We start from the raw sequence: 26060 nt of genomic DNA on the forward strand, positions 1-26060 counted from the left end.
CCGGGCGTGTCATGGTGAGGTGAGCGCCGAGACACCGACGGGCACCGTGTGGCCCACGATCCGCAAGGATCCGTCCGCGCTGACCGTCCTCCCGCACCTCGCGGACTACGAGCGCGAATGCTCGTCCTTCACCTGGCAGGCGGCCCGGCAGAACCTCGACGGGCTGCCCGGCGGAGGCCTCAACATCGCCCACGAGGCCGTGGACCGGCACGCCGCCGGCCCGCGCGCGCAGCACGAGGCGCTGCGCTTCGTCCACGCGGACGGCTCCGTCGAGCCCCTCACCTACGCGTTCCTTGCCGAGCGCACGGCGCGGTTCGCCGGCCTGCTCCGGGCCCTGGGCGTCGGCCCGGGCGCCCGCGTCTTCTCCCTCCTGGGCAGGCGCCCCGAGCTCTATGCGGCCGTCCTGGGGACTCTCAAGGCGGGCGGCGTGTTCTGCCCGCTGTTCTCGGCGTTCGGCCCGGACCCGGTCCGGCAGCGGCTCCGCCTCGGCGGCGCACGGGTGCTCGTCACCACGCGGGCGCTCTACCGGAAGAAGGTCGCGGCCCTCCGGCCGGACTGCCCGGACCTGCGCCACGTGCTCCTCGTCGACGCCGACGGCGAGCCGGAGCCGGGCACGCTCGACCTCGCCGCGCTCATGGCCGGGGCCGAGCCACTCCCCGAGACCGCGCCGACCCGGCCGGGGGACTACGCCCTCCTGCACTTCACGAGCGGCACTACCGGGACGCCCAAGGGTGCCCTGCACGTCCACGAGGCCGTGGTGGCCCACTGGGCGACCGGCCGCTACGCCCTCGACCTCCACGCCGACGACGTCTACTGGTGCACCGCGGACCCGGGCTGGGTGACCGGCACCTCCTACGGGATCATCGCCCCCCTCGTCCACGGAGTCACCACCGTGGTCGACGAGGAGGAGCTCGACGTCGACCGCTGGTACCGCATCCTCGCCCAGGAGCGCGTGGGCGTCTGGTACACGGCCCCGACGGCGCTGCGGATGCTCATGAAGGCCGGCGCCGAGCGGGCGGCCGGCCACGACCTGTCCGCGCTGCGGTTCGTCGCGAGCGTCGGCGAGCCACTCAACCCGGAGGTTGTGCTGTGGGGCCAGGACGCCCTGGGGCTGCCCGTCCACGACAACTGGTGGCAGACCGAGACCGGCGGCATCATGATCTCCAACTACGCCGCGATGGACATCCGCCCGGGATCGATGGGCAGGCCGCTGCCCGGCGTCGAGGCGACCGTGCTGCAGCGTGGACCCGACGAGCGTCCGGTGCTCGTGGACGGCGAGGCCCTCCCCGTGGCGCACGCAGGGGAGGTGGGCGAGCTTGCGCTGCGGCCCGGCTGGCCGTCCATGTTCCGCGGCTACCTCAACGAGGACGAGCGCTACCGCAAGTGCTTCGTGGGCGGCTGGTACCTCACCGGAGACCTCGCCACGCGCGACGCCGACGGCTACTACTGGTTCGTGGGCCGCGGAGACGACGTCATCAAGTCCTCCGGCCACCTCATTGGCCCCTTCGAGGTCGAGAGCGCCCTCATGGAGCACCCCGCCGTGGCCGAGGCCGGCGTCATCGGCGTCCCCGACCCCGTCGCGGGGCAGCTGGTCAAGGCCTTCCTCGAGCTTCGCGCCGGGCACGAGGCCAGCGAGGCCCTCCGCCTCGACATCCTCGGGTTCGCGCGCCGCCGTCTGGGCGCCGCCGTGGCCCCGCGCGAGATCGAGTTCGTGGCGGCCCTGCCCCACACCCGGAGCGGCAAGGTCCTCCGCCGCCTGCTCCGGGCGCGCGAGCTGGGCCTGCCGGAGGGCGACGTCTCCACGCTCGAGGCCCGGCCATGACGGCGCCCGCGGGCCCGGCGGAGCCCGGCCCGGGCGGCCCCCTTGCCCTCCTGAGGGCGATGCTGCGGGTGCGGCGCCTCGAGGAGGCCTGCGTGCGGCTCTACACCGAGCAGAAGATCCGCGGCTTCCTGCACGTCTCCATCGGCGAGGAGGCCGTCGTGGCCGGTGTCACGAGCGCCGTCGAGCCGGGCGACGCGATCGTGGCCACCTATCGGGAGCACGGACACGCCCTCCTGGCCGGAGTCCCGGCGAGGAAGCTCATGGCCGAGATGTACGGCCGTGCCGAAGGCTGCAGCCACGGCCGCGGGGGGTCCATGCACCTGTTCGACGCGGACGCGCGCTTCTTCGGCGGCAACGCCATCGTGGCCGGTGGCCTGCCCCTCGCCGTCGGGCTCGCCCTCGGCGACGCGATGCAGGGCCGCGACCGCGTGACGGTGTGCTTCTTCGGCGAGGGCGCGATGGCCGAGGGGGAGTTCCACGAGAGCATCAACCTCGCCGCCCTGTGGCGCCTGCCCGTCCTGTTCTGCTGCGAGAACAACCTCTACGCCATGGGCACCGCCCTCGCCCGCTCCGAGTCCCAGACCGACCTCGCCCTCAAGGCCGCCGCCTACGGCGTCCCCGCCTGGGAGGTGGACGGGATGGACGCGCTCGCCGTCGCCGACGCCGCGAGGAAGGCCGTCGACTCCGTGCGGGCCGGCGGCGGCCCGTACTTCCTCGAGCTGCGCACCTACCGCTTCCGCGCCCACTCGATGTTCGACCCCGAGCGCTACCGTGACCGGGCCGAGGTCGCCTCCTGGATGAAGCGCGACCCCATCCCCCTCCTGCGCGCTTCCCTCGCCGACGCGGGCGAGCTCGACGACGCCGGGTGGGCGGCCCTCGAGCGCGAGGTCGAGGACGAGGTCCAGGACGCCGTCGCGTTCGCCGAGGCCGGCACGCTCGAGCCCATCGAGACCCTCGGGCGCTGGGTCTACAGCGAGGGGCGCGCACCGTGAAGACGACCTACCGGGAGGCCATGCGTGCGGCCCTCCGCGAGGCCCTGCAGCGCGACGACCGGGTGTTCCTCATGGGCGAGGACGTGGGCGCCTACGGCGGGTGCTACGCGGTGAGCCTGGGCCTGCTCGAGGAATTCGGGCCGGACCGCGTCCGCGACACCCCGCTCTCGGAGTCCGGGTTCGTCGGCGCCGGGATCGGGGCAGCCCTGAACGGGATGCGGCCCATCGTCGAGATCATGACCGTGAACTTCAGCCTGCTGGCGCTGGACCAGATCGTCAACAGCGCCGCGTCCCTGCTGCACATGTCGGGCGGCCAGTTCAACGTCCCGCTCGTGATCCGCATGACCACCGGTGCGGGCCGGCAGCTCGGTGCCCAGCACTCCCACAGCCTCGAGGGCTGGTACGCGCACATCCCGGGGCTGCGCCTGCTCGCTCCCGCGACCCTGGAGGACGCCCGCGGGATGCTCTGGACCGCCCTGGCGGATCCCGACCCGGTGCTCATCTTCGAGCACGGCTCGCTCTACGCGGCCGAGGGAGAGCTCTCCGACGACGCCGGCCCCGTCGGCATAGACCGCGCCGAGGTCCGTCGCCCGGGCACCGACGTCACACTCGTCACCTACGGGGGCACCCTCCCGCTCACCCTCGACGCCGCAGCGCAGCTCGCAGAGCGGGGCGTGGCCGCGGAGGTCATCGACCTGCGCACGCTGCGGCCGCTCGACGAGGAGACCATCCTCTCCAGCGTGGCCCGCACCCACCGCGCGGTGATCGTCGACGAGGCGTGGCGCAGCGGGAGCCTCTCGGCCGAGATCGCCGCAAGGATCGCGGAGAAGGCCTTCTACGAGCTCGACGCCCCCGTGGCCCGCGTGTGCGGGGCGGAGGTCCCGATGCCCTACCCCAAGCACCTCGAGGAGGCCGCCCTGCCCTCTGCCGCCCGCGTGGTCGCGGCGGCCCTCGAGGCGGTGTCGGCCGGTGCATGAGCTGCGCATGCCCTCGCTCGGGGCGGACATGGAGCACGGCAAGGTCGTCGAGTGGCTCGTGCACCCGGGCGACACGGTCCACCAGGGCGACCTGATCGCGGTCGTGGACACGGACAAGACCCTCATGGACGTCGAGTCCTTCGAGGACGGCGTCGTGGGCGGCTACCTGGTCGACCTTTCCGAGACCGTCCCGGTCGGCACTCCCATCCTCAGCCTCGCCGAGCCGGGGGAAGAGGTCCCTCCCGGGGACGGGGGCCGCGCCGCCCCGCCCGCCCCGCAAGCCGCACCGCCGGTCCCGCCCGAGTCCGCCCTCTTGCCCGCGGCTCCCGCGCCGCCGGCGGAGGCTGCAGGCGCACCGGCGGCGGTCCCGCGCCCGACGCCGGGCGGCCGGCGCGTGCGGTCCTCGCCCCTCGCGCGGCGCCTCGCGGCCCAGCTCGGCATCGACCTCGCGGCGGTGACCGGCACCGGCCAGCAGGGGAGCATCTCCGAGGCGGACGTGCGCCGGGCGGCGGCCGGGGCGCCGCAGGAGCCGGCGACCGCTGTACCTCCGGCCGCTGTACCTCCGGCCGCTGTAGCTCCGGCCGCTGTACCCGCAGCGGTGGCCCCCGCCGCCGGGCGCGCGGCGAGCCTGCGGGCCTCCCTCGGATCCCTCATGGCCAAGTCCAAGGGCACCATCCCGCACTACTACGTGAGCACCACGCTCGACCTCTCCCGGATGGGAGCCCTCATGCAGGAGCGCAACGTCGCCCGCCCCGTCTCCGACCGCCTCGTCCCCGCGGCCTTCCTGCTCAAGGCCGCGGCCGTGGCGGCACGGGACGTGCCCGGCATGAACGGGTTCTGGACCGACGACGGCTTCGCCCCCAGTGAGCACGTGCACCTGGGCGTCGCGGTCGCCCTGCGCGGCGGCGGCCTCGTGGCCCCCGCGCTGCTCGACGCCGACGGGCTCAGCGTCGACGAGCTCATGCAGAGGCTGCGCGACCTCGTGGCACGGGCCCGGGCCGGGCGCCTCGCACGGACGGAGATGGCGAGCGCCACCATCACGGCGACGAGCCTCGGCGACCTCGGGGTCGAGGCCGTGTTCGGGGTGATCGTTCCGCCTCAGGTGGCCATGGTGGGGCTGGGACGGGTCGCCGAGCGCCCCTGGGCGGAGAACGGGATGCTCGGAGTCCGGATGGCCGCCACCGCAACCCTCTCCGCAGACCATCGCGTGACCGACGGCCTCGGCGGCAGCCGCTACCTCAACCGGCTCCAAGAGCTCCTGCTCACCCCGGAGGACCTATGACACCCGTAGACCCCCGCTCGGCCGTCACCGCCGCCCTGCGCCAGATCGCCCCCGAGATCGATCCCGCGACGCTGGACGACTCCGACCGGCTCAGGCAGGACCTGGACCTCGACTCCCTCGATTTCCTGCGGCTCATCGAGCAGCTGGCCGCCGCGACCGGGATCGACATCCCCGAGCGCGACTATCCGGCGGTCACCACCGTCGGAGGGCTCGTCGGCTACCTGGCCGCGCACCGGCCGCCCGGCGCCTGACCGCGCCTACGAAAGCAGGCAGCGCCTCAGGCGGTGCCCGCCCTGGCCGGCGACTCCGGTTCGCCCACGAGGTGCTCGGCAAACCAGTCCCGCGCGAGCCGCGCGACGGCGTCGAGCGCGCCCGTCTCCTCGAACAGGTGAGTCGCCCCGGGGACGATCTCGAGGCGATGGCGGCACGTGAGCTGGGCCGCGGCCTCCCGGTTGAGCTCGAGGACCTGGCGGTCCGCGCCACCGACGATCAGCAGCGTCGGCGCGCGCACGGCCGCGAGCCGGGGCCCGGCGAGGTCCGGCCGGCCGCCGCGCGAGACGACCGCGCCGATATCCGCCCCCGGCTCGGCGGCGGCCCAGAGCGCGGCCGCCGCCCCCGTGCTCGCCCCGAAGTAGCCCACCGGCCGCGGGACCCCGGCACTCACGGCTCGCAGCCAGTCGGTCACCGCGCTCAGGCGCGCGGCGAGGAGCTCGACGTCGAACACGGCGTGCCGCAGCAGCTCCTCCTCGGGGGAGAGGAGGTCCATGAGCAGCGTGCCGAAGCCGGCGTCCCTCAGCACCCGCGCCACGGCGCGGTTCCGGGGGCTGTGGCGGCTGCTGCCGCTGCCGTGCGCGAACACCACCACGGCTCCCGTGGCCGGCAGGTGCAGCGAGCCCCGGACGGTCGTGTCGTCCACCGGGATGGCGACGTCCTCGTCGATCGGGGCCGGGGAGTCGACGGGCCCGGGGTGCACCGCGCGCCGGGCCGCGGCGTCGAGGAGCTGCAGCACGTCGTCGTCCGTCGTCGCCGAGAAGTCGCGGTAGAACCGTCCGACGGCGCGGAAGGGGGACGGAGTGGTCAGGCAGACCACCTCGTCGGCCTCCGCGATCTCGCCGACGGTGTCCGCGGGTCCCACCGGGACCGCGAGGACAACCCGCGCCGCGCCGAGGGCACGCGCCACCCGGCACGCGGCGCGCGCCGTCGAGCCCGTGGCAATCCCATCGTCCACCACGATCGCCGTCTTCCCCCGGAGGTCTTCCTGCGGCCGCATCGCGCGGATCCGCGCTGTGCGCTCCCGCAGCACCTCACGCTCGCGGGCCTCCACCAGGGCAAGCTCCCGCTCGGTGGCGCCCGAGACCGCGATGACGTGCTCGTCGAGCACGCGGACGCCGCCCTCGCCGACGGCCCCCATGGCCAGCTCGGGCTGGAAGGGGACGCCGAGCTTGCGCACCACGATCACATCGAGCGGAGCGTCGAGGGCCACCGCCACCTCGAAGGCGACGGGGACACCGCCGCGGGGGAGTCCGAGGACCACCGCGTCCTGGTGGCGGAACCGGGTGAGGGCCCTGGCGAGCTCGCGGCCAGCCTGGGACCTGTCCTTGAAGACGTGCATGGCGACCTCCTCGCGTGCCTCCACTGTCCCTCCGCCGGGCACGCCGCGGCAGGGCACAACGTCCATAAAGCGGGATTCCGGGCAACGCAGTGCAGCGAAGGGCCCCGCGGGGGAGGGTCCTCGCGGGGCCGCGCGGCCGGGCCGCTCAGTCGAGGCCGCGGCGGGCCAGAAGCGGGGCGACGTCCGCGTCCCGGCCGCGGAAGGCCTTGAAGGAGGCCAGCGGATCCCGGGAGTTGCCCCGGGAGAGGAGCTCGCGCCGGAACGTGTCCCCGTTCGCGCGTGTGAGGCCGCCGTTCTCCTTGAACCACTCGACCGTGTCCGCGTCGAGGACCTCGCTCCAGATGTAGGACCAGTAGCCCGCGGCGTACCAGCCGCCGGCGAAGATGTGCTGGAAGTAGCCGGTGCGGTAGCGCGGCGGGACGAGGGGCACGGACACCCCGGCATCGGCGAGCGCCTTCGCCTCGAAGGCGAGGGCGTCCTGGGGCTCCTCGCCGCGGCGCAGTCGGTGCCAGGCCAGATCGAGGAGGGACGCGCCGAGGTACTCGGTCGTGGCGAAGCCCTCGCCCCACAGTCGGGCGGCGTCGAGCCGGGCGAGGGTCTCCGCGGGGAGCGGCTCGCCCGTGGCGTGGTGGCGGGCGTAGTTCGCGACGACGTCGGGATCGAAGATCCACATCTCGTTCACCTGGGACGGGTACTCCACGAAGTCCCGGGGCACGTTGGTGCCCGAGAACCGCGGGTACTGCACGTCGGAGAGCATGCCGTGCAGGGCGTGGCCGAACTCGTGGAAGACGGTCCGCAGCTCATCCAGCGTCAGGAGCGCCGGCTCGCCGGCCGGGGGCTTGGGGACGTTGAGGTTGTTGATGACCACGGGGGAGTGGCCCAGGAGCCGCGACTGCTCCACGAGGGAGTTCATCCAGGCGCCGCCCCGCTTGGTGGGCCGGGCGAAGTAGTCGCCGAGGAAGAGGCCGAGGCCTGAGCCGTCGGCGTCCAGCACCTCCCACACGCGCACGTCCTCGTGGTAGCCCGTGAGGTCCGCGCGCTCGCGGAAGGTGAGCCCGAACAGCTTCCCGGCCGCGAAGAAGACGCCGTCCTCGAGCACCCTGTCCAGCTCGAAGTAGGGCCGCAGGGCCTGCTCGTCCACGGAGTAGCGCTCGCGGCGGACCTTGGCGGAGTAGAAGGCCCAGTCCCAGGGCTCGAGCTCGTGGCCCGCGGCCTCGGCGAGGGCCGCCGCCTCGCCTGCGGCGTTGCGCACGGCCGCCGGGGCCAGCCGGCCCAACATGTCCTCGACCGCCGAGATCGACGGCGCCGTCTGGTCGTCCACGGCCAGCTCGGCGAAGTCGGCGAAGCCGAGCAGCTCGGCCTTCTCGGCGCGCAGCCGGGCCATCGCGGTGACGAGGTCGAGGACATCGGTCTCCCCGCCGGAGCTGCCGCGGGAGACCGAGGCCTCGAAGATTCGCCGCCGCAGCCCGCGGTCCTCGAGCACCGCGAGGTGCGGCTGGGCCGTGGGCTGGATGAACGTGAGCAGCCAGCCGGACCCGTGCCCGGCGGCGTGCGCCGCCTCGGCGGCGGAGGCCCTGTCGTCCTCAGGCATGCCGGCGAGCTCGGCGGGGTCGGTGACGAGGACCGCGGCCTCGTTGATGCCCTTCGCGACGCGCTGGCCGTACTCCGTCCCGAGGCGCGTGAGCTCGGCGTTGACCTCCCGGAGGCGTTCCTGCCCGGCATCGTCGAGCGCGATCCCGGCGCGCCGGAAGGCGGCGAGCCACTCCGAGACGAGGCGCTCGGACTCCGGGTCGAGGCCCTCCACGGGGATCGCGGCGAAGCGCTCGTAGAGGGCGCGGTTGAGGTACACTGCGTCCTCGTGGGCGGAGAGCTCGGGCATGAGCTCGCTCTCGAGGGCCCGGATGCCGTCGGTGCCGTGCGAGGACACGAGGGTCATGAACGCCGAGACGGCGCGGTTCAGCAGGCCGCCCGAGCGCTCCATGGCCACGGCGGTGTTCTCGAAGTCGGGCGCCGCGCTGCTGCCCGTGATCGCCTCGATCTCGGCAAGGTGCTCGGCCAGTCCGGCCCGGACGGCCTCGGCGTAGTCGGCGTCCTGCAGGTCGGCGAAGGGCGGGAGCCCGTAGGGGAGCGGGCTGGGGGCGAGGAGCGGGTTCGTCATGAAGTGAGGCTTTCATGTGCTCCGGCGCGCGGACAAGGGGGCCGCGCCGGTGTGCCGGGCCCCCGAACGGGCGACGGCGGCCGCGCGAGGTGCGCGGCCGCCGTCGTACGCGGGATGGTCCCGGAGGTCCGGGCCGTCAGCCCTGCGTGAACACGAGCGACATCGGGGTGGCCTGGGCCCCCTGCCCCTGGGGGTTGTCCTTGAACATGCCGGCGATCGTCTCCGTCGGCAGGTCGGTGTCGTGCCCCATCACCACGACGCCGAGGTCGTTGGCGTCCATGATCGCCGTCCCGCCGAACAGGTCGGCGGCGCCGGCCGGGAGCGCCGCGCGCACGGCCGCGCTGAGGGCGCGGGCCACGCCCTCCGGGTCCTTCGGGGCGAGCTTCACCGAGTTGCTCGCTGCTCCGAGGCTGTACGGCGTGGCGCCGTCGATCGCGTTGATGTTGTGGCCGACCACGTCGTAGAACACGCCGCTCTTGCCCTGCACCTTGCCCACCACGGACGCGGCAGCGGCCTTGGCGATCAGCGGCAGGCCCACCTCGTTGATGGCGATCTGCATCGACCACGGGCTTCCGAGGCCGATCCCGGCGGGGGTGCGGGTGACGAACTTCGACAGGATGCGGGCCGCCGGGGTCACCTCGATCTCCCAGACCGGGAAGGACCGGCCCTGGGTGATCGCGACGATCTTCTCGCTCACGAGCAGGTACCACGCCTTGCCGTCGACGGCGGCACGCGCCTCCTCGGGGGCGCCCGGCAGACCGTCGAAGAACCGCGTGACGTAGGAGGTGACGGCGGGGGCGAGCTCGGTGTCCTTGGCGAAGACGCCCGTCTGCAGGGGATAGCGGCGGTAGACGCCCGAGCCCGAGGCGATGTCGAGCTCCTTGCCGGGGTTGGCCTCGTAGTCGCTCTTGTCCGCCTTGACGTCCGCGGGCGCCTCATCCTTGTCGATGAACTCGCGCAGCCAGAGCTCGACGTTCAGCAGGCGCCAGAAGATCATCGTGTCGGCGTCGTTCTTGCCGTTGAGGTACTCCTCGAAGGCGGTGAGGACCTGCTCGCGGTCCCAGTACGGGCGCGAGTAGAACGAGTTGGACATGAAGACCTTGTAGATGCGCTCCTTCATGAGGGTGAACCACTCGGCCTCGGGGGTGGTGAAGCCGATCTTGTTGCGCCGGTTGCTGATCATCTCCGGCAGGAGGCCGCGCGTGGCGTCGCGGAGCACGCGCTTGTTCCAGCCCTCCTTGATGATCGCCTCGTCCGAGAGGCTGAACAGGTACTTGACCACTTCCTTGTCCAGGAACGGCACGCGGCCCTCGAGGGAGAAGCGCATGGTGTTCTTGTCCTCGTACCGCAGCAGCGAGGGCAGGGACTTGGCGAACAGGTCGTCGATGAGCCGGGCCTTGAGGTTGGCCGGGATGTTGCCGAACGACTCGTTCGAGAACTTCCCCGTCCAGGACTTCTTCAGCAGGGTGCCCATGGAGACGGTCTTCTTGCCGCTGGCCATGCCCTTGAGGCGGAACCGGCCGAGCCGGTAGAAGATGTCCAGGCTCGAGCCCGACTCCTTGGCCAGCGTCGCGTAGTCTCCGGCGGCCTTGAGCTGGCGCAGGTACGCGAAGTAGTAGGGGATGTAGCCGGCCATCATCTCGTCGGCGCCCTGGCCGTCCAGGAGCACCGTGACGTGCTTGGACGCCTCCTTCATGACGCAGTACTGCGCGTAGGGGCCGGAGGAGATGATGGGCTCCTCCATGGTGCGGACGAAGTCGGTCAGGTCGGCATCGAAGCCCTCGGGCGTGGGCTTGATCTTGTGCGCCTCGATGTTCCCGCTGCACGCGGCGATCGCGGCGTCGGCGTACGCCTCCTCGTCGTTGATGGCGTTGGGGAAGACCGCGCTGAACGTGTTCTGCTTCGCGCCGACGGCCTCGAGGCCCTCCGCCTTCTCCTGCATGAGCCGGTTGATCGTGACGACGACGGCGGACGAGTCCAGCCCTCCAGAGAGCGCGCTGCCGACCGGGACCTCCGAGTTGAGGCGGAGCCGGATGGCCTCGGTGAACCGCCGGCGGTACTCGTCGACGACGTCCTGGGTGTAGGGGGTGTTGACCTTGGCGAGCTCGGCGAGCTCCTCCCGCAGGCGGGTGTAGGCGGAGATGCGGAAGCGGCCCGTCGCGAGGTCCACCGTCATCATCTCGCCCGGGAGGAGCTTGCGGACGCCGTCGAAGAAGGTCTCCTCGGTGTCGTCGTGGATGCGGTACTGGAGGTAGCGGTACAGGATCCGCTCGTTGGGCCGGGCCTCGATGAGCCCCGTCGCGAGGATGGGCTTGATCTCGGACGCGAAGAGGAGCTGGGGGTCCTGCTCGGTGCCGGCGTTGGCCCAGTACAGCGGCTTGATCCCGAAGTGGTCGCGGGCCAGGACGAGCTGGCCGCGGTGCTGGTCCAGGATGGCCAGGCCGAACATGCCGTTGAAGCGGTCGAACGCCTCGGTGCCCCACTCCTCGTAGGCCTGGAGCACCACCTCGGTGTCGGAGGCGGTGCGGAAGCTGCGGCCGGCGCCCTCGAGCTCTGCCCGCAGCTCGCGGTAGTTGTAGACCTCGCCGTTGTAGACGAGGACTGTCTTGCCGTCGGCGCTGATCATCGGCTCTTGGCCGTGCGCGACGTCGACGATCGCGAGCCGCCGGTGCGCGAGGCCCACGCTGCCGTCGGTGAAGTAGCCCTCGCCGTCGGGCCCCCGGTGCACGATGCAGGTGTTCATCGCCTCAAGGAGCGATTCATCGAGCCCTGCGCCGAAATAGCCGGCGATTCCGCACATAGTGCTGTCCTCATCTGTTGTCCTGCGGGTCTGCGCTCCATGCTACCGGCGGGGCCCCCGCGGACCGGCCCCGAGGGCGGCGACTAGACTGTCACGGTGACATCGAACGCCGCGACCTCCCCGCAGACCGCCCCGGATCCCCGCCCAGCCCAGGACCCCGGCGCACCCGTGGTCGGCGTGCTCGCCCTGCAGGGCGACGTGCGCGAGCACCTCGCGGCCCTCGAACAGGCCGGCGCCCGGGCCGTGAAGGTGCGCCGTCCCGAGGAGCTCGACGAGGTCGACGGCCTCGTGGTCCCCGGCGGGGAGTCGACCACGATAGACAAGCTGGCGCGGGCCTTCGGCATCGCCGAGCCGCTGCGGGCCAAGATCCGTGCCGGGTTCCCGGTGTACGGCTCGTGCGCCGGGATGATCCTGCTCGCGGACGAGATCGCGGACCCCACCCCGGATCTCGCCGGGCGGCCCCAGGAGTCGTTCGGCGGCCTCGACATCACGGTGCGGCGCAACGCGTTCGGCCGCCAGCGGGAGTCGTTCGAGACGGACCTGGACTTCAAGGAGGTCGACCAGAGCCGCGGACCCGTCCACGCCGTGTTCATCCGCGGACCCTGGGTCGAGCGCGTCGGCCCGGACGTCGAGGTCCTCGCCGAGGTCGACCCCGCCCACGCGTCGCACACGGCGACGCTGGGAGGCAGGTCTAGAATTGTCGCAGTGCGTTCTGGACGGCTCCTCGCCACATCGTTCCACCCCGAGGTGACGGGCGAGACACGTATCCATGAACTTTTCATCCGCATGATCAGAGGAGAAGCGTAGGCATGTCCGGCCACTCCAAGTGGGCGACCACCAAGCACAAGAAGGCTGTCGTCGACGCCAAGCGTGCCAAGGCGTTCGCCAAGTACATCAAGACCATCGAGGTCGCCGCGCGCATGGGCGGCCCGGACCTCTCGGGCAACCCCGCCCTCGATCTCGCGGTCAGCAAGGCCAAGAAGAACTCGGTCCCCAACGACAACATCGACCGGGCCATCAAGCGCGGCGCCGGTCTGACCGGCGAGGCCATCGAGTACACCGAGATCACCTATGAGGCCCGCGGCCCGCAGGGCTCGGCGCTGCTCATCGAGTGCCTGACCGAGAACCGCAACCGTGCCGCGGCGGACGTCCGTCTTGCGGTGACCCGCAACGGCGGCTCGATGGCCGACCAGGGCTCGGTCAACTACCTGTTCACCCGCAGGGGCGTCGTGGGCCTGCCCAAGAACGGCCTGTCCGAGGACGACCTCCTCCTTGCCGTCCTGGACGCCGGCGCGGAAGAGGTCAAGGACGGCGGCGAGAACTGGATCGTGTACTCGGAGCCCGGAGACCTGCAGGCGATCCGCGACGCACTGACCGAGGCCGGCATCGAGTACGACACCGACGAGGCCGAGTTCGTGCCCTCGATGGAGGTCCAGCTCGACGCGGACGGCGCGCGCAAGTTCGTGCGCCTCGTCGACGCGCTCGAGGACCTCGACGACGTCCAGAACGTCTACACCAACGCCGACATGAGCGACGAGGTCATGGCGGAGCTCGAGAACGACTGAGGCGTGGACTCCCCTGAGGCGCCCGGCGCGCGCGCTGCGGGGCCGGGCGCCGGGCTGAGGGTCCTGGGCGTCGACCCGGGCCTCACCCGCTGCGGGATCGGCGTCGTCGACGTCGCGGCGGACCGCCGGGCCACGCTCGTCGCCGTCGGCGTCGTGGGGACGAAGGCCGACGAGCCCCTCGACGTGCGCCTGCTGGCCATCGCCCGGGCGATCGACGAATGGCTCGACCGCCACGAGCCGGAGGTCGTCGCCGTCGAGCGCGTCTTCTCCCAGCTGAACGTGAGCACCGTCATGGGGGTCGCGCAGGCCTCGGGCGTGGTGATCGCCGCCGCGGCACGTCGCGGGATCCCCGTGGCGCTGCACACCCCCAGCGAGGTCAAGGCCGCGGTGACCGGCAGCGGCCGCGCTGACAAGGAGGCCGTCACGCGGATGGTCACCAAGATCCTCCGGCTCGAGACGGCACCCCGCCCGGCCGATGCCGCCGACGCGCTGGCGCTCGCGCTCGCCCACGCGTGGCGGGGGAGCGCCCCCGGCTCGCCGTCGGCCGTGGGACGCACGACGGCGATGCAGGCCACGGCGCTCACGGCCGCACAGCGGCTGTGGCAGGAGGCCGAGGCGAAGGCGCGCCGCGGCCGGTGAGGCGAGCGGAGTCCGGGTGGCGGAAGGGCGGGCCGAGGCGAAGGCGCGCCGCGGCCGGTGAGCCGCGCCGACGCCGTCGACCGCTAGAGTTCTCGTAGATATGTTCGGATCCAATGGCCACGGCAACGGGCAAGGCAAGGGGTATCGGTGATCAGCTTCCTCCGCGGTCCGGTCGCCCACGTGGGGCTCTCCTCCGGCGTGATCGACGTCAACGGTGCCGGCATGGCGTTCTGGGCTACCCCCCAGACCCTCGCAGGCCTCAGGGTCGGCCAGGAGGCGACCGTGCACACGTCGCTCGTGGTCCGTGAGGACTCCCTGACCCTCTTCGGGTTCGCGGACGCCGAGGAGCGCGAGGTCTTCGAGGTCCTGCTGGGGGTCTCCGGAGTGGGGCCGAGGCTCGCGCTGGCGGTCCTGGCGGTCCACAGCCCGGAGGCGGTGCGCGTCGCGGCCCATTCGGAGGATGCGAAGGCCTTCACCAAGGTGCCCGGCATCGGCCCGAAGGTCGGCGCCCGGCTCGTGCTCGAGCTCAAGGGCAAGCTCGTCCCGCTCGGGACGGGGGAGGAGCCCGCTGCCGCCGCCCCGGGGACCGATGCTCCGTGGAAGGCACAGGTCATCGAGGCGATGGCATCGCTGGGCTGGAGCGAGAAGGATGCCGCCGCGAGCATCGAGAAGGCGATGGCCGACGCGCCGGAGGTCGCCGCCACGGGGAGCGTCCCCGAGATCCTGCGGGCCACGCTGCGCTGGCTGGGGCAGGGTGCTCGGGCGCTGAAGGCCGGGGCCCGTGGCTGAGCCGTCCCTCGTGGCGAGCCAGGAGGAGCCCGAGGAGCGGGTCCTCGAGGCGGCGCTGCGGCCCAAGTTCCTCGACGAGTTCGTCGGCCAGGGGCGCGTCCGCCGCCAGCTCTCGCTCGTGCTCGAGGCGAGCCGGATGCGCGGCCGCACCGCGGACCACGTCCTCCTCTCCGGCCCGCCCGGGCTGGGAAAGACCACGCTGGCCATGATCATCGCGGGGGAGATGAACGCGCCCCTGCGAATCTCCTCCGGCCCGGCGATCCAGCACGCCGGCGACCTCGCCGCGATCCTGTCCTCGCTCTCGGAGGGCGAGGTCCTCTTCCTCGACGAGATCCACCGCATGTCGCGCCCCGCCGAGGAGATGCTCTACATGGCGATGGAGGACTTCCGGGTCGACATCGTGGTGGGCAAGGGCGCGGGCGCGACCGCGATTCCGCTCGACCTGCCCCCGTTCACGCTCGTCGGCGCGACCACCCGGGCCGGGCTCCTGCCCGGGCCGCTGCGCGACCGCTTCGGATTCACCGGCCACCTCGAGTTCTACACGGTCCAGGAACTCGAGCTCGTGCTGCGCCGCTCCGCTGGGCTCCTGGACCTGAAGGTGACCTCCGCCGGGTTCACCGAGGTCGCGGGGCGGTCGCGGGGCACGCCGCGCATCGCGAACCGGCTCCTGCGCCGGGTCCGCGACTGGGCGCTCGTCCACGGCATCGACCAGATCGACGCCCGGTCCGCGGGCGCCGCCCTCGACATGTACGAGGTTGATGCGCGGGGCCTCGACAGGCTCGACCGGGGGGTGCTGACTGCGCTCGTGACCAAGTTCGGCGGCGGCCCCGTGGGACTGTCCACGCTCGCGATCGCCGTCGGCGAGGAGCCGGAGACTGTGGAGACGGTCGCCGAGCCGTACCTGGTGCGCGAGGGCCTCATGGGCAGGACGCCCCGCGGCCGGATCGCGACGCCCCTCGCCTACGAGCACCTGGGCCTCCCGGTTCCGGCCACCGCGCCGTTCGCCGACAGCGCAACCCTCTTCGGTCCGGGCTCGGACGAGGCCGACGAATCGTTGGACTGATCGGGCGGCCACCGCGGCGTGCCCTTAGACTGGGATCGCACCCTCGCCCGGCCGAGGGCCTCTATGCTGCGCCCGGGACCCGCCCGAACGCTACCCGAGCCCCACACAGATTGGACCTCGTATGGACCTGATGACCATCCTCCTGCTGGCTGTCTTCGCCTTCTTCATCTTCACCATGTTCCGGCGGAACAAGAAGACGCAGCAGCAGCAGGCTGAGATGCAGTCCAAGTTCCAGCCCGGCGTGGAGGTCATGACCAGCTTCGGCCTCTACGGCAGGATCGTCTCGGTCAACGACGCCGAGAACAAGGTGGTCCTCGAACTGAGCCCCGGCAACGAGGCGACCGTCCACCGCCAGGCCGTGACCAAGGTCATCGAGCCCGCCGCCCCCGTGGCCGGCGAGCCCGCCGCGCCGATCGCCGGCGCCGGCGAGGGCACCCCCGAGGCCGGCCCGGCGCCGTCGTCCGGGATCACCCTCGGCAAGCCCGAGGAGGCGGCTCCCCGCCCGGAGGACCGGCTCGACGAGACGCCCGAGGAGACCCTGCGGCGCCTCAACGACGAAGGCAACACCAGCAAGTAGCCGAACGCGCCGCCCGGCCACCGCCGGGCGGCTCCGCGCCCACAAGGCGCCGTCCCCCATCGAAGGACCACCATGGCACGATCCCGCACGCGGCCGGGACTGAAGACCCTCATCTCACTCGGCGTCATCCTGCTCGCCCTCGTCGGCATCCTCGGCGGCGGAAAGCTGGCCGGGCAGGCGTCCTGGGCGCCGAAGCTCGCCCTCGACCTCGAGGGCGGCACGGAGATGATCCTCGCCCCCAAGGTCTCGGGCGGGTCCGAGATCAACCAGGACCAGCTCAACCAGGCCGTCGAGATCATCCGGCAGCGCGTCGACGGCTCCGGCGTGTCCGAGGCCGAGATCAGCACCCAGTCCGGGCGCAACGTGGTGGTGAGCCTCCCCGGCACCCCCTCCGCGGAGACGCGGCAGCTCATCCAGGCCTCCGCGGACATGAACTTCCGTCCGGTCCTCACTGCCGGCGATCCGGCGGCCGTCCCGGCCGACCAGAGGCTCACGGCCGACAAGCTCCCGAAGCCCACGGCGGCCCCCAAGAACGCCAGCGACAGCAACTGGATCACCGCCGACGTCTACAAGCAGTACGAGGCGCTCGACTGCACCAAGCCGCAGCCGGAGAGCACCCAGCGCTCGGACCCGAACAAGCCGCTCGTGACCTGCGAGCCCGCAGACGGGTCGCGGCCCGCGGCAAAGTACATCCTCGGCCCCGTCGAGGTCGTCGGCACGGACATCGCAGGGTCCTCCTTCCAGCTCCAGCAGGGGCGCCAGGGCGCCGTCACGAACGAGTGGGCCGTGAACATCCAGTTCAACGACGCCGGCACCCAGAAGTTCAAGGCCGTGACGGAGCGCCTCAACGGCTACTACGTCGCCAACCAGAACGATCCCAAGGCCCAGTTCGCGATCGTGCTGGACGACAGGGTCCTCTCGGCGCCCCGCACGCAGGCCGTCATCACCGACGGCCGTCCCCAGATCACCGGCAACTTCACCCAGCAGAGCGCCCAGGCGCTCTCGGACCAGCTGCGCTACGGCGCCCTGCCGATCAGCTTCGATATCCAGAGCGAGGACCAGATCTCCGCGACGCTGGGCACCCAGCAGCTCGAGATGGGCCTCCTCGCCGGTGCGATCGGCCTGCTCCTCGTGGTCGTCTACTCGCTCTTCCAGTACCGCGCGCTCGGGTTCGTCACGATCGCCTCGCTCGTGGTCGCCGGTGCGCTGACCTACCTCGCGATCGCCATCCTCGGCTGGACCGAGAACTACCGCCTGTCCCTGGCCGGCGTCGCGGGCCTCATCGTCGCGATCGGCCAGACGGCGGACTCGTTCATCGTCTACTTCGAGCGCATCCGCGACGAGCTCCGCGAGGGCCGCGGCCTGGTCTCCGCCGTCGAGAACGGGTGGAAGCGCGCCAAGCGCACCGTCCTGGCCTCCAAGGCCGTCAACCTGCTCGCCGCGGTGGTGCTGTACTTCGTCGCGGTCGGGAACGTCCGGGGCTTCGCCTTCACCCTCGGCCTCACCGCGATCGCCGACCTCATCGTCGTCTTCATGTTCACCCACCCGATGCTGCAGGTGCTCGCCCGCACCCGGTTCTTCGGGGAGGGCCACCGCTTCTCCGGGCTCGATCCGGAACGGCTGGGCGCCGTGCCCCTCTACCGGGGCGCAGGCCGGCTCCGCGAGGCCTCCGAGGCCGCGAGGGCCAACCTGAAGCCCAAGAACGCCGCCGCCGCCCGCGAGGCAGGCCGGCGGATGACCATTGCCGAGCGCCGCGCAGCGGAGGCCCAGAAGCAGTCCGAGATGACCGCGGCCTCCGGGCGGAGCGGCCGCGCGTCCAAGGGCGCGGGGGAGGAGAACTGATGTCCAACTTCTTCGCACGCTTCGGCAACGAGCTCTACACCGGCAAGCGCTCCTACCCCTTCGTGGAGCGCAAGAAGGTCTGGCTCGGCACGGCCGCGGTGCTCGTGCTGATCTCGATCCTCATCCCGGTGTTCACCGGCGGGTTCAACCTCGGCATCGAGTTCCGGGGCGGCAGCGAGTTCCGGATCTCCGACACGGCGTCCACCGACGTCCACCGCGGCGAGCAGGCCGTGGACTCCGTGGCGCCCGGCAATCAGCCCCGGGTGAGCAACATCGCGCCCGGGACGATGCGGGTCCAGACGGAGCGGCTCAGCGACACCCAGACCCTCGAGGTGAAGGGCAAGCTCGCGGCCTCGTACGGGGTCGCCGCCGACCATGTCACGTCCTCGTTCGTCGGGCCGACGTGGGGGGCGGATGTGTCCAAGCAGGCCCTGCTGGGCTTCGTGATCTTCGTGGTCCTCGCCGCCGTGCTCATGGCGCTCTACTTCCGCACGTGGAAGATGTCGCTGTCCGCGCTCACCGGCATGTTCGTCACGATGATCATCACCGCTGGCGTCTACGCGGCCAGCGGGTTCGAGGTCACGCCCTCGGCCATCATCGGGTTCCTGACGATCCTGAGCTACTCGCTCTACGACACCGTGGTGGTCTTCGACAAGATCCGCGAGAACACCGCGGACATCACGGCGTCGACCCGCCGGACCTTCGCCGAGGAGGTCAACCTCGCCGTGAACCAGACCCTCGTGCGCTCCATCAACACCATGATGGTCGCCGTGCTGCCCGTCGCCGCGATCCTCTTCATCGGCGCCGGCCTGCTCGGCGCGGGCACCCTGCGGGACCTCTCCCTCGCCCTGTTCGTGGGCATCCTCATCGGCACCGCCGCGACGATCTTCATCGCAGCGCCGATGTACGCGTGGCTGCGTGAGCGGGAGCCCGGCCTCCGCCAGCAGGCGGAGCGTGTCGAGGCGCGTCGGTCCTCGGCGAACGCGGCCGTCTGAGCGGCCACGCGGGGCATACACTGAGGGAATCCCGTCAACGAATGGAGGTCCCCTCGGTGGTGGAGCGTCCGACGTCGTCCCAGGCCCCGACCGGGGCGCCCGGTGCCGCGGGAAGCGGCACCGGGGGCCCGTCGTCGCCCGCGCGCACGGCGTCCCCCGCACCGCAGGCCGCCCCTGCGCCCGTGGGGGTAGGGGGGAACAGCCTGCTCGAGCGGCCCACGCTCGGACGCCGGGACTGGTCCTTTGCCCGCCTCGCGCGGCTGACCGGGCGCGGGCCCAGTGCCCACTCGCCGATCCTCGAGCCGCTACTGCGCACCGTGCGGGCCAACAACCCGCGCGAGGACTTCGACCTCATCCAGCGGGCATACGAGGTCGCCGAGCGCAGCCACCAGGGCCAGAAGCGCAAGAGTGGCGACCCCTACATCACCCATCCCGTCGCAGTCGCCACGATTCTGGCCGAGCTCGGGATGACCGGGACGACGCTCGCGGCGGCGCTCCTGCATGACACCGTCGAGGACACCTCCTACACGCTCGAGCAGCTGAAGAAGGACTTCGGCCCCGAGGTCGCGATGCTCGTGGACGGGGTCACGAAGCTCGACAAGGTCCAGTTCGGCGAGGCGGCCCAGTCGGAGACCGTGCGGAAGATGGTCGTGGCGATGGCCAAGGACATCCGCGTGCTCGTCATCAAACTCGCGGACCGGCTGCACAACGCGCGCACCTGGCGCTTCGTCTCGCCGGAGTCCTCGGCCCGCAAGGCCCGTGAGACGCTCGAGATCTTCGCCCCCCTTGCGCACCGGCTCGGCATGAACACCATCAAGTGGGAGCTCGAGGACCTCTCCTTCGCAGCGCTCTACCCCAAGGTGTACGAGGAGATCGTGCGCATGGTGGGGGCGCGCACGCCGGAGCGCGAGAAGCAGCTCTCGGTGATCCGGGCCCAGATCGCCGACGACCTGCGCGCGGCGAAGATCAAGGCCGAGATCACCGGACGCCCCAAGCACTACTACTCGATCTACCAGAAGATGATCGTCCGCCAGAAGGAATTCGACGACATCAACGACCTCATGGGCGTGCGCGTCCTGGTCGACTCGGTGCGCGACTGCTATGCGGTGCTGGGCACCCTGCATGCTCGGTGGAACCCGCTCCCGGGCCGGTTCAAGGACTACATCGCGATGCCGAAGTTCAACATGTACCAGTCGCTGCACACGACGGTGATCGGGCCGAGCGGGAAGCCGGTCGAGATCCAGATCCGCACGCACGACATGCACCGGCGGGCCGAGTACGGCGTCGCGGCGCACTGGAAGTACAAGGACCAGTCGCGCACCCAGGGCCCCACGCCCAACGGCAAGGCCTCCGAGATGGGCTGGCTCCGCTCGCTCGTGGACTGGCAGCAGGAGACTTCGGACCCGGGGGAGTTCCTCGACTCGCTGCGGTTCGAGATCAACGCGAAGGAAGTCTTCGTCTTCACGCCCAAGGGCGAGGTCATGGCTCTGCCTGCCGGGTCTACCCCGGTGGACTTCGCCTACGCGGTGCACACCGAGGTGGGCCACAGGACCATCGGCGCCCGGGTCAACGGCAAGCTCGTCCCGCTCAACAGCGAGCTCAACCATGGCGACTGGGTCGAGATCTTCACGTCGAAGGCGGAGGGCGCGGGCCCCAGCCAGGACTGGCAGCACTTCGTCAAGAGCGCGCGGGCCCGCAACAAGATCAGGCAATGGTTCTCGAAGGAGCGCCGCGAGGAGGCCATCGACAAGGGCAAGGAACTGCTCACCCGCGCTATGCGCAAGCAGAACCTCCCGCTCCAGCGGCTGCTCAGCCACGACGCGCTGCTCGCCGTCGCCCAGGAGTTCCGCTACCAGGACATCGCCGGGCTCTACGCCGGCATCGGCGACGGCCACGCCTCGGCGCAGTCGGTGGTCGAGAAGCTGGTGGACAGCCTCGGCGGGGCGGCGGGGGCGGCCGAGGACATCGCCGAGACCATTGCGCCCACCAAGGGCAGCATCCCGCCCAAGTACTCCAACTCGGGCGTGATCGTAAAGGGTGTCGGCGACGTCTGGGTCAAGCTGGCCCGCTGCTGCACGCCGGTGCCGCCGGACCCGATCATCGGGTTCGTCACGCGCGGCTCCGGGGTCTCGGTGCACCGGACGGACTGCACGAACATCGCCACGCTGCGCGCGGAGCCGGACCGCATGGTCGACGTCGAGTGGGCGCCGACCCAGTCGAGCGTGTTCCTCGTCGAGATCCAGGTGGAGGCCCTCGACCGCAAGAGCCTGCTCTCGGACGTGACCCGCGTGCTCTCCGAGAACCACGTGAACATCCTCTCCGCCCACGTCCACACTTCCACGGACCGTCTGGCCGTCTCGCGCTTCGCGTTCGAGATGGGCGATCCCAAGTACCTCAGCCACGTGCTGGGCGCGGTGCGCCGCATCGACGGCGTGTTCGACGTCTACCGCACCACCGGCAACCGGCGGCGCACCTAGACGAGCTGCGCGAGCAGCCCGCGGGCCCTCTCCTTGTGGGGCTGCCGGGGCATCGCCTCGAGTCCCGCGGACACGAGGGCCGCCGTGAGCCCCAGCCCGGGGTGGTCGAGGAGCCGCTGCAGCACCGGCAGCGCCACGTGGTCCTCGGAGTGGAGCGCGAGGTCGATCGCGGTGCGGAGGCCGCTCGTGACCCTCAGCCCCGCGATGTCGACGACGTCGAGGTCACCGAAGCGCACCTCGTGGACGAGGAGCCTGTCCCCGGTGCCGAGCCGCGCGAGCCGCCGGGTGCTCTCGACGAGCATCACCGGCCGCTCCGGCGCCGGGGCGCAGCCCAGGATCCACGCCGCGGTCATCCGGCCGGCCACCGTCCGCTCGCGCACCCGCGGCGTGAGCGTCTGGGCCAGTGCGCGCGCCCGCAGCTGCGCCGTCGGACGGGCGGCCGCGGGGACGTACACCTGGGCGAGGATCCGGCGGACCACCCCGTCGGACTCCATCGCCTGCAGTTCTACGGCGCTGAACGGGCGGCCGGCCATGAGGACGGGCGGCCCGCCCAGGCTCGCACCGCGGAGGAGGAGGGAATCAGGCATACGGCCATCATGCCCGCCGACGGTCCCGCGGTGCGCGCCGGCGGCGGCGCCTGTGGACAACGCTGCCGCGGAACGCACTGAGGGCCCGGCACCGCCAGTTCACGGTACCGGGCCCCCAGCAGAGAGCGGAGCCGGGTCAGCCGAGCTCGTCCGCCGACTTCTGCAGCGTCGTGAGCCACAGGCGCCGCGCGTCGAGCGCCTCCTGGGCCTTGGCGGTGGCCCGGGCGTCCCCCTTCGCCTGCGCCGCCGCGAGCTCCTCTTCCAGGCTCGTGATCGAGGCCTCGAGCTGGCTCAGGGCCGAGTCGGTGCGGGCCTTCGTCTCGGGATCGGTCCGGCGCCAGTTCTCGTTCTCGGCCTGCGCCACCGCATCCTCGATCCGGCGGAGTCCGGATTCCATGCGGCCCATGTCGGCACGCGGGACGCGGCCGGCCTCCTCCCACCGGTCGCGGATGGACTGGAGCGCCTTCTTGGCCGCGTTCAGGTCCTGAACCGGCAGGATCTGCTGGGCCTCCGCGAGGAGCGCCTCCTTGACCAACAGGTTCGAGGAGTACTCGCGGTCCACGGCGTCGTTGGCGGCCTGCCGCGCCTCGAAGAACACGTTCTGCGCAGCCCGGAAGCGGACCCAGAGGGCGTCGTCCTCCTTGCGGCTCGCCCGCGGCGCAGCCTTCCACTCGTCCATGAGGCGGCGGTACTCGCCGGCCGCCCAGCCCCATTCGGTGGAGGTCTGGAGCGTCTCGGCCTCGGCGATGAGCCGCTCCTTCACGGACTTCGCCTGGGCGTTGATGCTGTCCAGCTGGGAGAAGTAGGCCCGGCGGTGCCGGTCGAACTGGGTGCGGGCAGCGCGGAAGCGCTTCCACAGGGCGTCCTCGGCCGCGCGGCCGAGGCGGAGCCCAGACTTCTGGGAGGCCTTCCACTCCTCGAAGAGCTCGTTCATCCGCGCGCCGCTCGACTTCCACTGCGTCCGCTCGGGGTCCTGGCCGCTGATCTGCTCGGCCTCGGACACGATGGCCTCGCGCCGGGCGAGCTCCTCGGCCCGTGCGGCCTCGTGCTGGGCCTTCTCGGCGGCCTCCGCCTGGACCAGGGACTGCTCGAGGGTGTCGAGGCGGCCTTCGGCAGCGCGGAGGTCCCCGACCATGGCCCGCTCGGCGAGCTGGGCCCGCAGATGGGAGGCAGCCTTGCGGACGTCGGCCACGGCCGCGTGGGAGGCCACTCGCTGCTCGAGGAGCCCGATCTGGGCGAGCACGTCCTCGAACTTGCGCGCGAAGTAGGCCAGCGCCTCGTCGGCGGACACTCCGGGGTACTGCCCGACAGGGTGTTCCTCGCCGTCAATCGTGAGGAAGACGTGGCCATCGCCCTCGACCCGGCCCCACTTGGAGGCCTCGGCGAGCGAGACGGACGCCGCAGCGGGCGCGGCGGCGACGGCGGGTGCCGGGGAGGGCGCCACCGGCGCCGCTGGCTTGAGCTTGGCCGCGAGGGCGGCGGGAGACGGAACGGATGCGGCCGTTGCGGCCGCGGTGTCGTCGGATTTCTGACTTTCGGTCACCGCTAGAACTCTTTCGATTGTGGTTTGTCCTTCGGATGGTGCCGCCGGGGTACCGGCAGCCCACGTCACTTCACCGTGAACGAGTCTATCGTGACTGGCGTCACGGGAGCCCCGTCATTGCCCGTCTTGACGCCCTTCGCGGCGATCGCCTGGACGACGTCGAGGCCGGACGTCACGTGGCCCACGACCGTGTAGCCGCCGGCGCTGTCCGCGGGAATGGTGGTGTCCTTGTACACGATGAAGAACTCCTGGCCGTTCCCGTAGGCGTTGCCGGCGGTCCGGGCGACCGCGACGGTGCCCGCGGGGTACTTGCCGTCGGCGGGGGTGTTCTCCAGGGGCCCCCAGGTGTAGGAGGGGTCAGAGGACCCGTCAGCCTTCTGCCCGCACTGCAGGAGGGCGAAGGCCGCGCCGGTCGTGAGCCTCCCGCACTGCCGGCCGTTCAGCGTGCCTGCCTGCCCGAGCGAGGAGAAGACGGCCGCGGCCTGCGGCGCCTTCGTGCCGTCGAGCTCGAGTCCCACAGTCCTGCCGTTGAGGACGAGGCTGCTGCTGAAGGTCTTTCCGGCGGCGGTGTCGGCCTTGGGGATCTGCGGGCTGTTGCTCTGGGCCGCGCTCGGCGTGGCGCTCGGCGTCGGCGCCTCGAGCCCGGCCTGGGCCGCGGCGTACTCGGAGGCCGTGGGGTTGGAGGCGAAGACCGTTGCCTGCAGCACCGCCGCGAGGACGACGGCCGCCCCGGCGGCCGTGGCCGCGATCGTGTTGTCGCGACGGCGCCGCTTCTCCTTGCCCCTGCGCAGCTCCGCCTTCGCGTCCATGAGCTGGAGGCGACGGCGGTCCTCACGCACGTTCCGCTTGGCCACCGGGCAGTCCTCCATCCGCACGCTCATCTCGGGGTGCCTGAACAGGCGCATAAACTTGTGCAGCAATCAGTCTACGCACAAGGAGTTTGTCCCCCATGGCACGTACCGCCTCGCTGTCCGGATTCCCCGAGTGGCTTCCGCAGGAGAGGCTCGTGGAGCTCCATGTGCTCGACACGCTGAGGCGCACCTTCGAACTGCACGGCTTCGCATCGATCGAGACCCGCGCGGTCGAGACGGTCGGCCAGCTCCTGCGCAAGGGCGAGATCGACAAGGAGGTCTACGGCCTCTCCCGGCTCCAGGACGACGACGACTCGGCGAGCCGGGACGACGCGAACGCGCTCGCCCTGCACTTCGACCTCACCGTCCCCTTCGCGCGCTACGTCGTGGAGAACGCCGGCTACCTCGCGTTCCCGTTCCGCCGCTACCAGATCCAGAAGGTCTGGCGCGGGGAGCGCCCCCAGGAGGGCCGCGCCCGCGAGTTCACCCAGGCTGACATCGACGTGGTGGGCGACGGGGACCTGCCCTTCCGCTATGACGTGGAGCTGGCGCTGGTGATCGCGGAGGCGCTCTCCGCGCTCCCGATCCCGCCGTTCCGCCTGCGGATCAACAACCGCAAGCTGGCGGAGGGGTTCTACCGCGGCATCGGCCTGACCGACACGGCGGGAGTGCTGCGCAGCATCGACAAGCTCGAGAAGATCGGCCCGGAGCGGGTCGCTGAGCTGCTGCAGGAAGAGCTGGGCGCCACGCCGGAGCAGGCGAAGGCCGCGCTCGAGCTGGCCTCCATCCGCACCGAGGACACCTCCTTCGTCGACCAGGTGCGCGCACTCGGGGTGGAGGACGAGCTCCTCGCCGAAGGGCTCGCCGAGCTCGAGGAGGTCATCGCCGCGGCCTCGGCCGCCGCCCCCGGGAAGGTCGTCGCCGACCTGAGCATCGCCCGCGGCCTCGACTACTACACGGGCACCGTCTACGAGACCGTCCTCGTGGGCCACGAGCAGCTGGGCTCGATCTGCTCCGGCGGCCGCTACGACGCCCTGGCCACGAAGGGCTCCCGCAAGTTCCCGGGCGTCGGACTGTCGATCGGCGTCACCCGCCTTGTCTCGCGCATCCTCAGCCAGGGCCTCGCGACCGCGAGCCGCTCCGTGCCCACGGCGGTGCTCGTGACCCTCGCGGACGACGGGTCGTGGCCGGCCGCCCAGGGCGTCGCCGCCAGGCTGCGCAGCCGGGGGATCGCGGTCGAGGTCGCGGCGAAGGCGGAGAAGTTCGGCAAGCAGATCAAGTACGCGGACCGCCGCGGCATTCCGTTCGTGTGGTTCACCCACGCCGACGGCACCCACGAGGTCAAGGACATCCGCTCCGGCGAGCAGGTCGTCGCCGACCCGGACACCTGGATGCCCCCCGCGGAGGACCTCGTGCCGCAGATCGCCGCGGCGCCCTCGGCCTGAGGCCCTGCGGGTAAACTCGATCCGAACCCCACTCGTCCCTACGG

Annotated in this window: 21 protein-coding genes; 15 read left to right on the forward strand and 6 right to left on the reverse strand. The window is 71.8% G+C overall.

Translation table 11 applies throughout. From position 1 onward, the window contains the following. Positions 1–19: 19 nt before the first annotated feature. The 5 genes from acsA to J2W21_RS07135 are packed head-to-tail and all read left to right on the forward strand — an operon-like array spanning position 20 to position 5324. Complete coding sequence (gene acsA, locus J2W21_RS07115) at positions 20–1822, forward strand: acetate--CoA ligase (RefSeq protein ID WP_307113789.1); 1803 nt, start codon at positions 20–22, stop codon at positions 1820–1822. Then, on the forward strand, positions 1819–2814 hold the full coding sequence (pdhA, locus tag J2W21_RS07120; protein WP_307113790.1) for a pyruvate dehydrogenase (acetyl-transferring) E1 component subunit alpha: 996 nt from the start codon (positions 1819–1821) through the stop codon (positions 2812–2814). Before acsA ends, pdhA begins: the two co-directional genes overlap by 4 nt. Continuing rightward, complete coding sequence (locus J2W21_RS07125; protein ID WP_307113791.1) at positions 2811–3791, forward strand: alpha-ketoacid dehydrogenase subunit beta; 981 nt, start codon at positions 2811–2813, stop codon at positions 3789–3791. The genes pdhA and J2W21_RS07125 overlap by 4 nt, the downstream gene beginning before the upstream one ends. Before the next feature lie 7 nt (positions 3792–3798). Beyond that, positions 3799–5073 carry a dihydrolipoamide acetyltransferase family protein gene (locus J2W21_RS07130; RefSeq protein WP_307113792.1) on the forward strand — a complete coding sequence of 425 codons (1275 nt, stop codon included), beginning with the start codon at positions 3799–3801 and terminating at the stop codon, positions 5071–5073. Further along, the gene (locus J2W21_RS07135; RefSeq protein ID WP_307113793.1) at positions 5070–5324 is read left to right on the forward strand and encodes a phosphopantetheine-binding protein; all 255 of its coding nucleotides are present in this window, start codon (positions 5070–5072) and stop codon (positions 5322–5324) included. The genes J2W21_RS07130 and J2W21_RS07135 overlap by 4 nt, the downstream gene beginning before the upstream one ends. 26 nt (positions 5325–5350) lie before the next feature. Here the strand turns inward: J2W21_RS07135 and J2W21_RS07140 are convergent, their stop codons facing one another. The 3 genes from J2W21_RS07140 to asnB form a co-directional block, all read right to left on the reverse strand. Next, entirely contained in the window at positions 5351–6685 is a 1335-nt protein-coding gene (locus J2W21_RS07140; RefSeq protein ID WP_307113794.1) for a phosphoribosyltransferase family protein, read from the reverse strand. Positions 6686–6830: 145 nt separating this feature from the next. Next, positions 6831–8843: a M3 family metallopeptidase gene (locus tag J2W21_RS07145; protein WP_307113795.1), complete on the reverse strand. Its 2013-nt coding sequence runs from the start codon at positions 8841–8843 to the stop codon at positions 6831–6833. A gap of 136 nt (positions 8844–8979) precedes the next feature. Further along, the gene (asnB, locus tag J2W21_RS07150) at positions 8980–11643 is read right to left on the reverse strand and encodes an asparagine synthase (glutamine-hydrolyzing) (protein ID WP_307113796.1); all 2664 of its coding nucleotides are present in this window, start codon (positions 11641–11643) and stop codon (positions 8980–8982) included. A 168-nt stretch (positions 11644–11811) separates the two neighbouring features. Between asnB and pdxT the strand changes: the two genes are divergently transcribed. The 9 genes from pdxT to J2W21_RS07195 all read left to right on the forward strand — a co-directional run bounded on the left by pdxT (position 11812) and on the right by J2W21_RS07195 (position 21590). Beyond that, positions 11812–12450, forward strand: a complete 639-nt coding sequence (gene pdxT, locus J2W21_RS07155) for a pyridoxal 5'-phosphate synthase glutaminase subunit PdxT (protein ID WP_066497963.1) — start codon at positions 11812–11814, stop codon at positions 12448–12450. A gap of 2 nt (positions 12451–12452) precedes the next feature. Then, the gene (locus J2W21_RS07160) at positions 12453–13208 is read left to right on the forward strand and encodes a YebC/PmpR family DNA-binding transcriptional regulator (protein WP_307113797.1); all 756 of its coding nucleotides are present in this window, start codon (positions 12453–12455) and stop codon (positions 13206–13208) included. 54 nt (positions 13209–13262) lie between these two features. Next, positions 13263–13847, forward strand: a complete 585-nt coding sequence (gene ruvC, locus J2W21_RS07165) for a crossover junction endodeoxyribonuclease RuvC (protein ID WP_307113979.1) — start codon at positions 13263–13265, stop codon at positions 13845–13847. 147 nt (positions 13848–13994) lie between these two features. Beyond that, positions 13995–14636, forward strand: coding sequence for a Holliday junction branch migration protein RuvA (gene ruvA, locus J2W21_RS07170; protein ID WP_307113798.1), 642 nt, complete (start codon positions 13995–13997; stop codon positions 14634–14636). Next, complete coding sequence (gene ruvB / locus J2W21_RS07175; protein WP_307113799.1) at positions 14629–15699, forward strand: Holliday junction branch migration DNA helicase RuvB; 1071 nt, start codon at positions 14629–14631, stop codon at positions 15697–15699. Before ruvA ends, ruvB begins: the two co-directional genes overlap by 8 nt. A 130-nt stretch (positions 15700–15829) precedes the next feature. Continuing rightward, the gene (gene yajC / locus J2W21_RS07180) at positions 15830–16276 is read left to right on the forward strand and encodes a preprotein translocase subunit YajC (RefSeq protein ID WP_307113980.1); all 447 of its coding nucleotides are present in this window, start codon (positions 15830–15832) and stop codon (positions 16274–16276) included. A 72-nt stretch (positions 16277–16348) separates the two neighbouring features. Further along, entirely contained in the window at positions 16349–18118 is a 1770-nt protein-coding gene (secD, locus tag J2W21_RS07185) for a protein translocase subunit SecD (RefSeq protein ID WP_307113800.1), read from the forward strand. Further along, positions 18118–19113: a protein translocase subunit SecF gene (gene secF / locus J2W21_RS07190; protein WP_307113801.1), complete on the forward strand. Its 996-nt coding sequence runs from the start codon at positions 18118–18120 to the stop codon at positions 19111–19113. Before secD ends, secF begins: the two co-directional genes overlap by 1 nt. Before the next feature lie 41 nt (positions 19114–19154). Beyond that, positions 19155–21590: a RelA/SpoT family protein gene (locus J2W21_RS07195; RefSeq protein ID WP_307113802.1), complete on the forward strand. Its 2436-nt coding sequence runs from the start codon at positions 19155–19157 to the stop codon at positions 21588–21590. Here the strand turns inward: J2W21_RS07195 and J2W21_RS07200 are convergent. The 3 genes from J2W21_RS07200 to J2W21_RS07210 form a co-directional block, all read right to left on the reverse strand. After that, positions 21587–22177 (reverse strand): hypothetical protein, encoded by a 591-nt coding sequence (locus J2W21_RS07200; RefSeq protein ID WP_307113803.1) that lies wholly within the window; start codon positions 22175–22177, stop codon positions 21587–21589. The genes J2W21_RS07195 and J2W21_RS07200 overlap by 4 nt on opposite strands. 136 nt (positions 22178–22313) lie before the next feature. Continuing rightward, positions 22314–23789 carry a DUF349 domain-containing protein gene (locus J2W21_RS07205; RefSeq protein WP_373423076.1) on the reverse strand — a complete coding sequence of 492 codons (1476 nt, stop codon included), beginning with the start codon at positions 23787–23789 and terminating at the stop codon, positions 22314–22316. Further along, positions 23786–24601: a peptidylprolyl isomerase gene (locus J2W21_RS07210; protein ID WP_307113805.1), complete on the reverse strand. Its 816-nt coding sequence runs from the start codon at positions 24599–24601 to the stop codon at positions 23786–23788. Before J2W21_RS07210 ends, J2W21_RS07205 begins: the two co-directional genes overlap by 4 nt. Before the next feature lie 68 nt (positions 24602–24669). On the opposite strand from J2W21_RS07210, the gene hisS reads away from it, so the two are divergent. Next, a complete protein-coding gene (gene hisS / locus J2W21_RS07215) occupies positions 24670–26016 on the forward strand; it encodes a histidine--tRNA ligase (RefSeq protein WP_307113806.1) in 1347 nt (448 codons plus the stop codon). Positions 26017–26060 lie beyond the last annotated feature (44 nt).

The organism is Sinomonas atrocyanea, assembly GCF_030811715.1.
In the GTDB taxonomy this organism is placed as follows: Bacteria; Actinomycetota; Actinomycetes; order Actinomycetales; family Micrococcaceae; genus Sinomonas; species Sinomonas atrocyanea_A.

What these genes read in the sequence shown, in the direction of transcription:
- J2W21_RS07195 (WP_307113802.1), top strand. Translation starts at nt 19,155, where the DNA reads ATGGAGGTCCCCTCGGTGGTGGAGCGTCCGACGTCGTCCCAGGCCCCG.
- J2W21_RS07140 (WP_307113794.1), bottom strand. Translation starts at nt 6,685, where the DNA reads ATGCACGTCTTCAAGGACAGGTCCCAGGCTGGCCGCGAGCTCGCCAGG.
- asnB (WP_307113796.1), bottom strand. Translation starts at nt 11,643, where the DNA reads ATGTGCGGAATCGCCGGCTATTTCGGCGCAGGGCTCGATGAATCGCTC.
- pdhA (WP_307113790.1), top strand. Translation starts at nt 1,819, where the DNA reads ATGACGGCGCCCGCGGGCCCGGCGGAGCCCGGCCCGGGCGGCCCCCTT.
- J2W21_RS07130 (WP_307113792.1), top strand. Translation starts at nt 3,799, where the DNA reads ATGCCCTCGCTCGGGGCGGACATGGAGCACGGCAAGGTCGTCGAGTGG.
- J2W21_RS07135 (WP_307113793.1), top strand. Translation starts at nt 5,070, where the DNA reads ATGACACCCGTAGACCCCCGCTCGGCCGTCACCGCCGCCCTGCGCCAG.
- secD (WP_307113800.1), top strand. Translation starts at nt 16,349, where the DNA reads ATGGCACGATCCCGCACGCGGCCGGGACTGAAGACCCTCATCTCACTC.
- secF (WP_307113801.1), top strand. Translation starts at nt 18,118, where the DNA reads ATGTCCAACTTCTTCGCACGCTTCGGCAACGAGCTCTACACCGGCAAG.
- hisS (WP_307113806.1), top strand. Translation starts at nt 24,670, where the DNA reads ATGGCACGTACCGCCTCGCTGTCCGGATTCCCCGAGTGGCTTCCGCAG.
- J2W21_RS07160 (WP_307113797.1), top strand. Translation starts at nt 12,453, where the DNA reads ATGTCCGGCCACTCCAAGTGGGCGACCACCAAGCACAAGAAGGCTGTC.
- yajC (WP_307113980.1), top strand. Translation starts at nt 15,830, where the DNA reads ATGACCATCCTCCTGCTGGCTGTCTTCGCCTTCTTCATCTTCACCATG.
- J2W21_RS07145 (WP_307113795.1), bottom strand. Translation starts at nt 8,843, where the DNA reads ATGACGAACCCGCTCCTCGCCCCCAGCCCGCTCCCCTACGGGCTCCCG.
- J2W21_RS07200 (WP_307113803.1), bottom strand. Translation starts at nt 22,177, where the DNA reads ATGCCTGATTCCCTCCTCCTCCGCGGTGCGAGCCTGGGCGGGCCGCCC.
- J2W21_RS07210 (WP_307113805.1), bottom strand. Translation starts at nt 24,601, where the DNA reads ATGAGCGTGCGGATGGAGGACTGCCCGGTGGCCAAGCGGAACGTGCGT.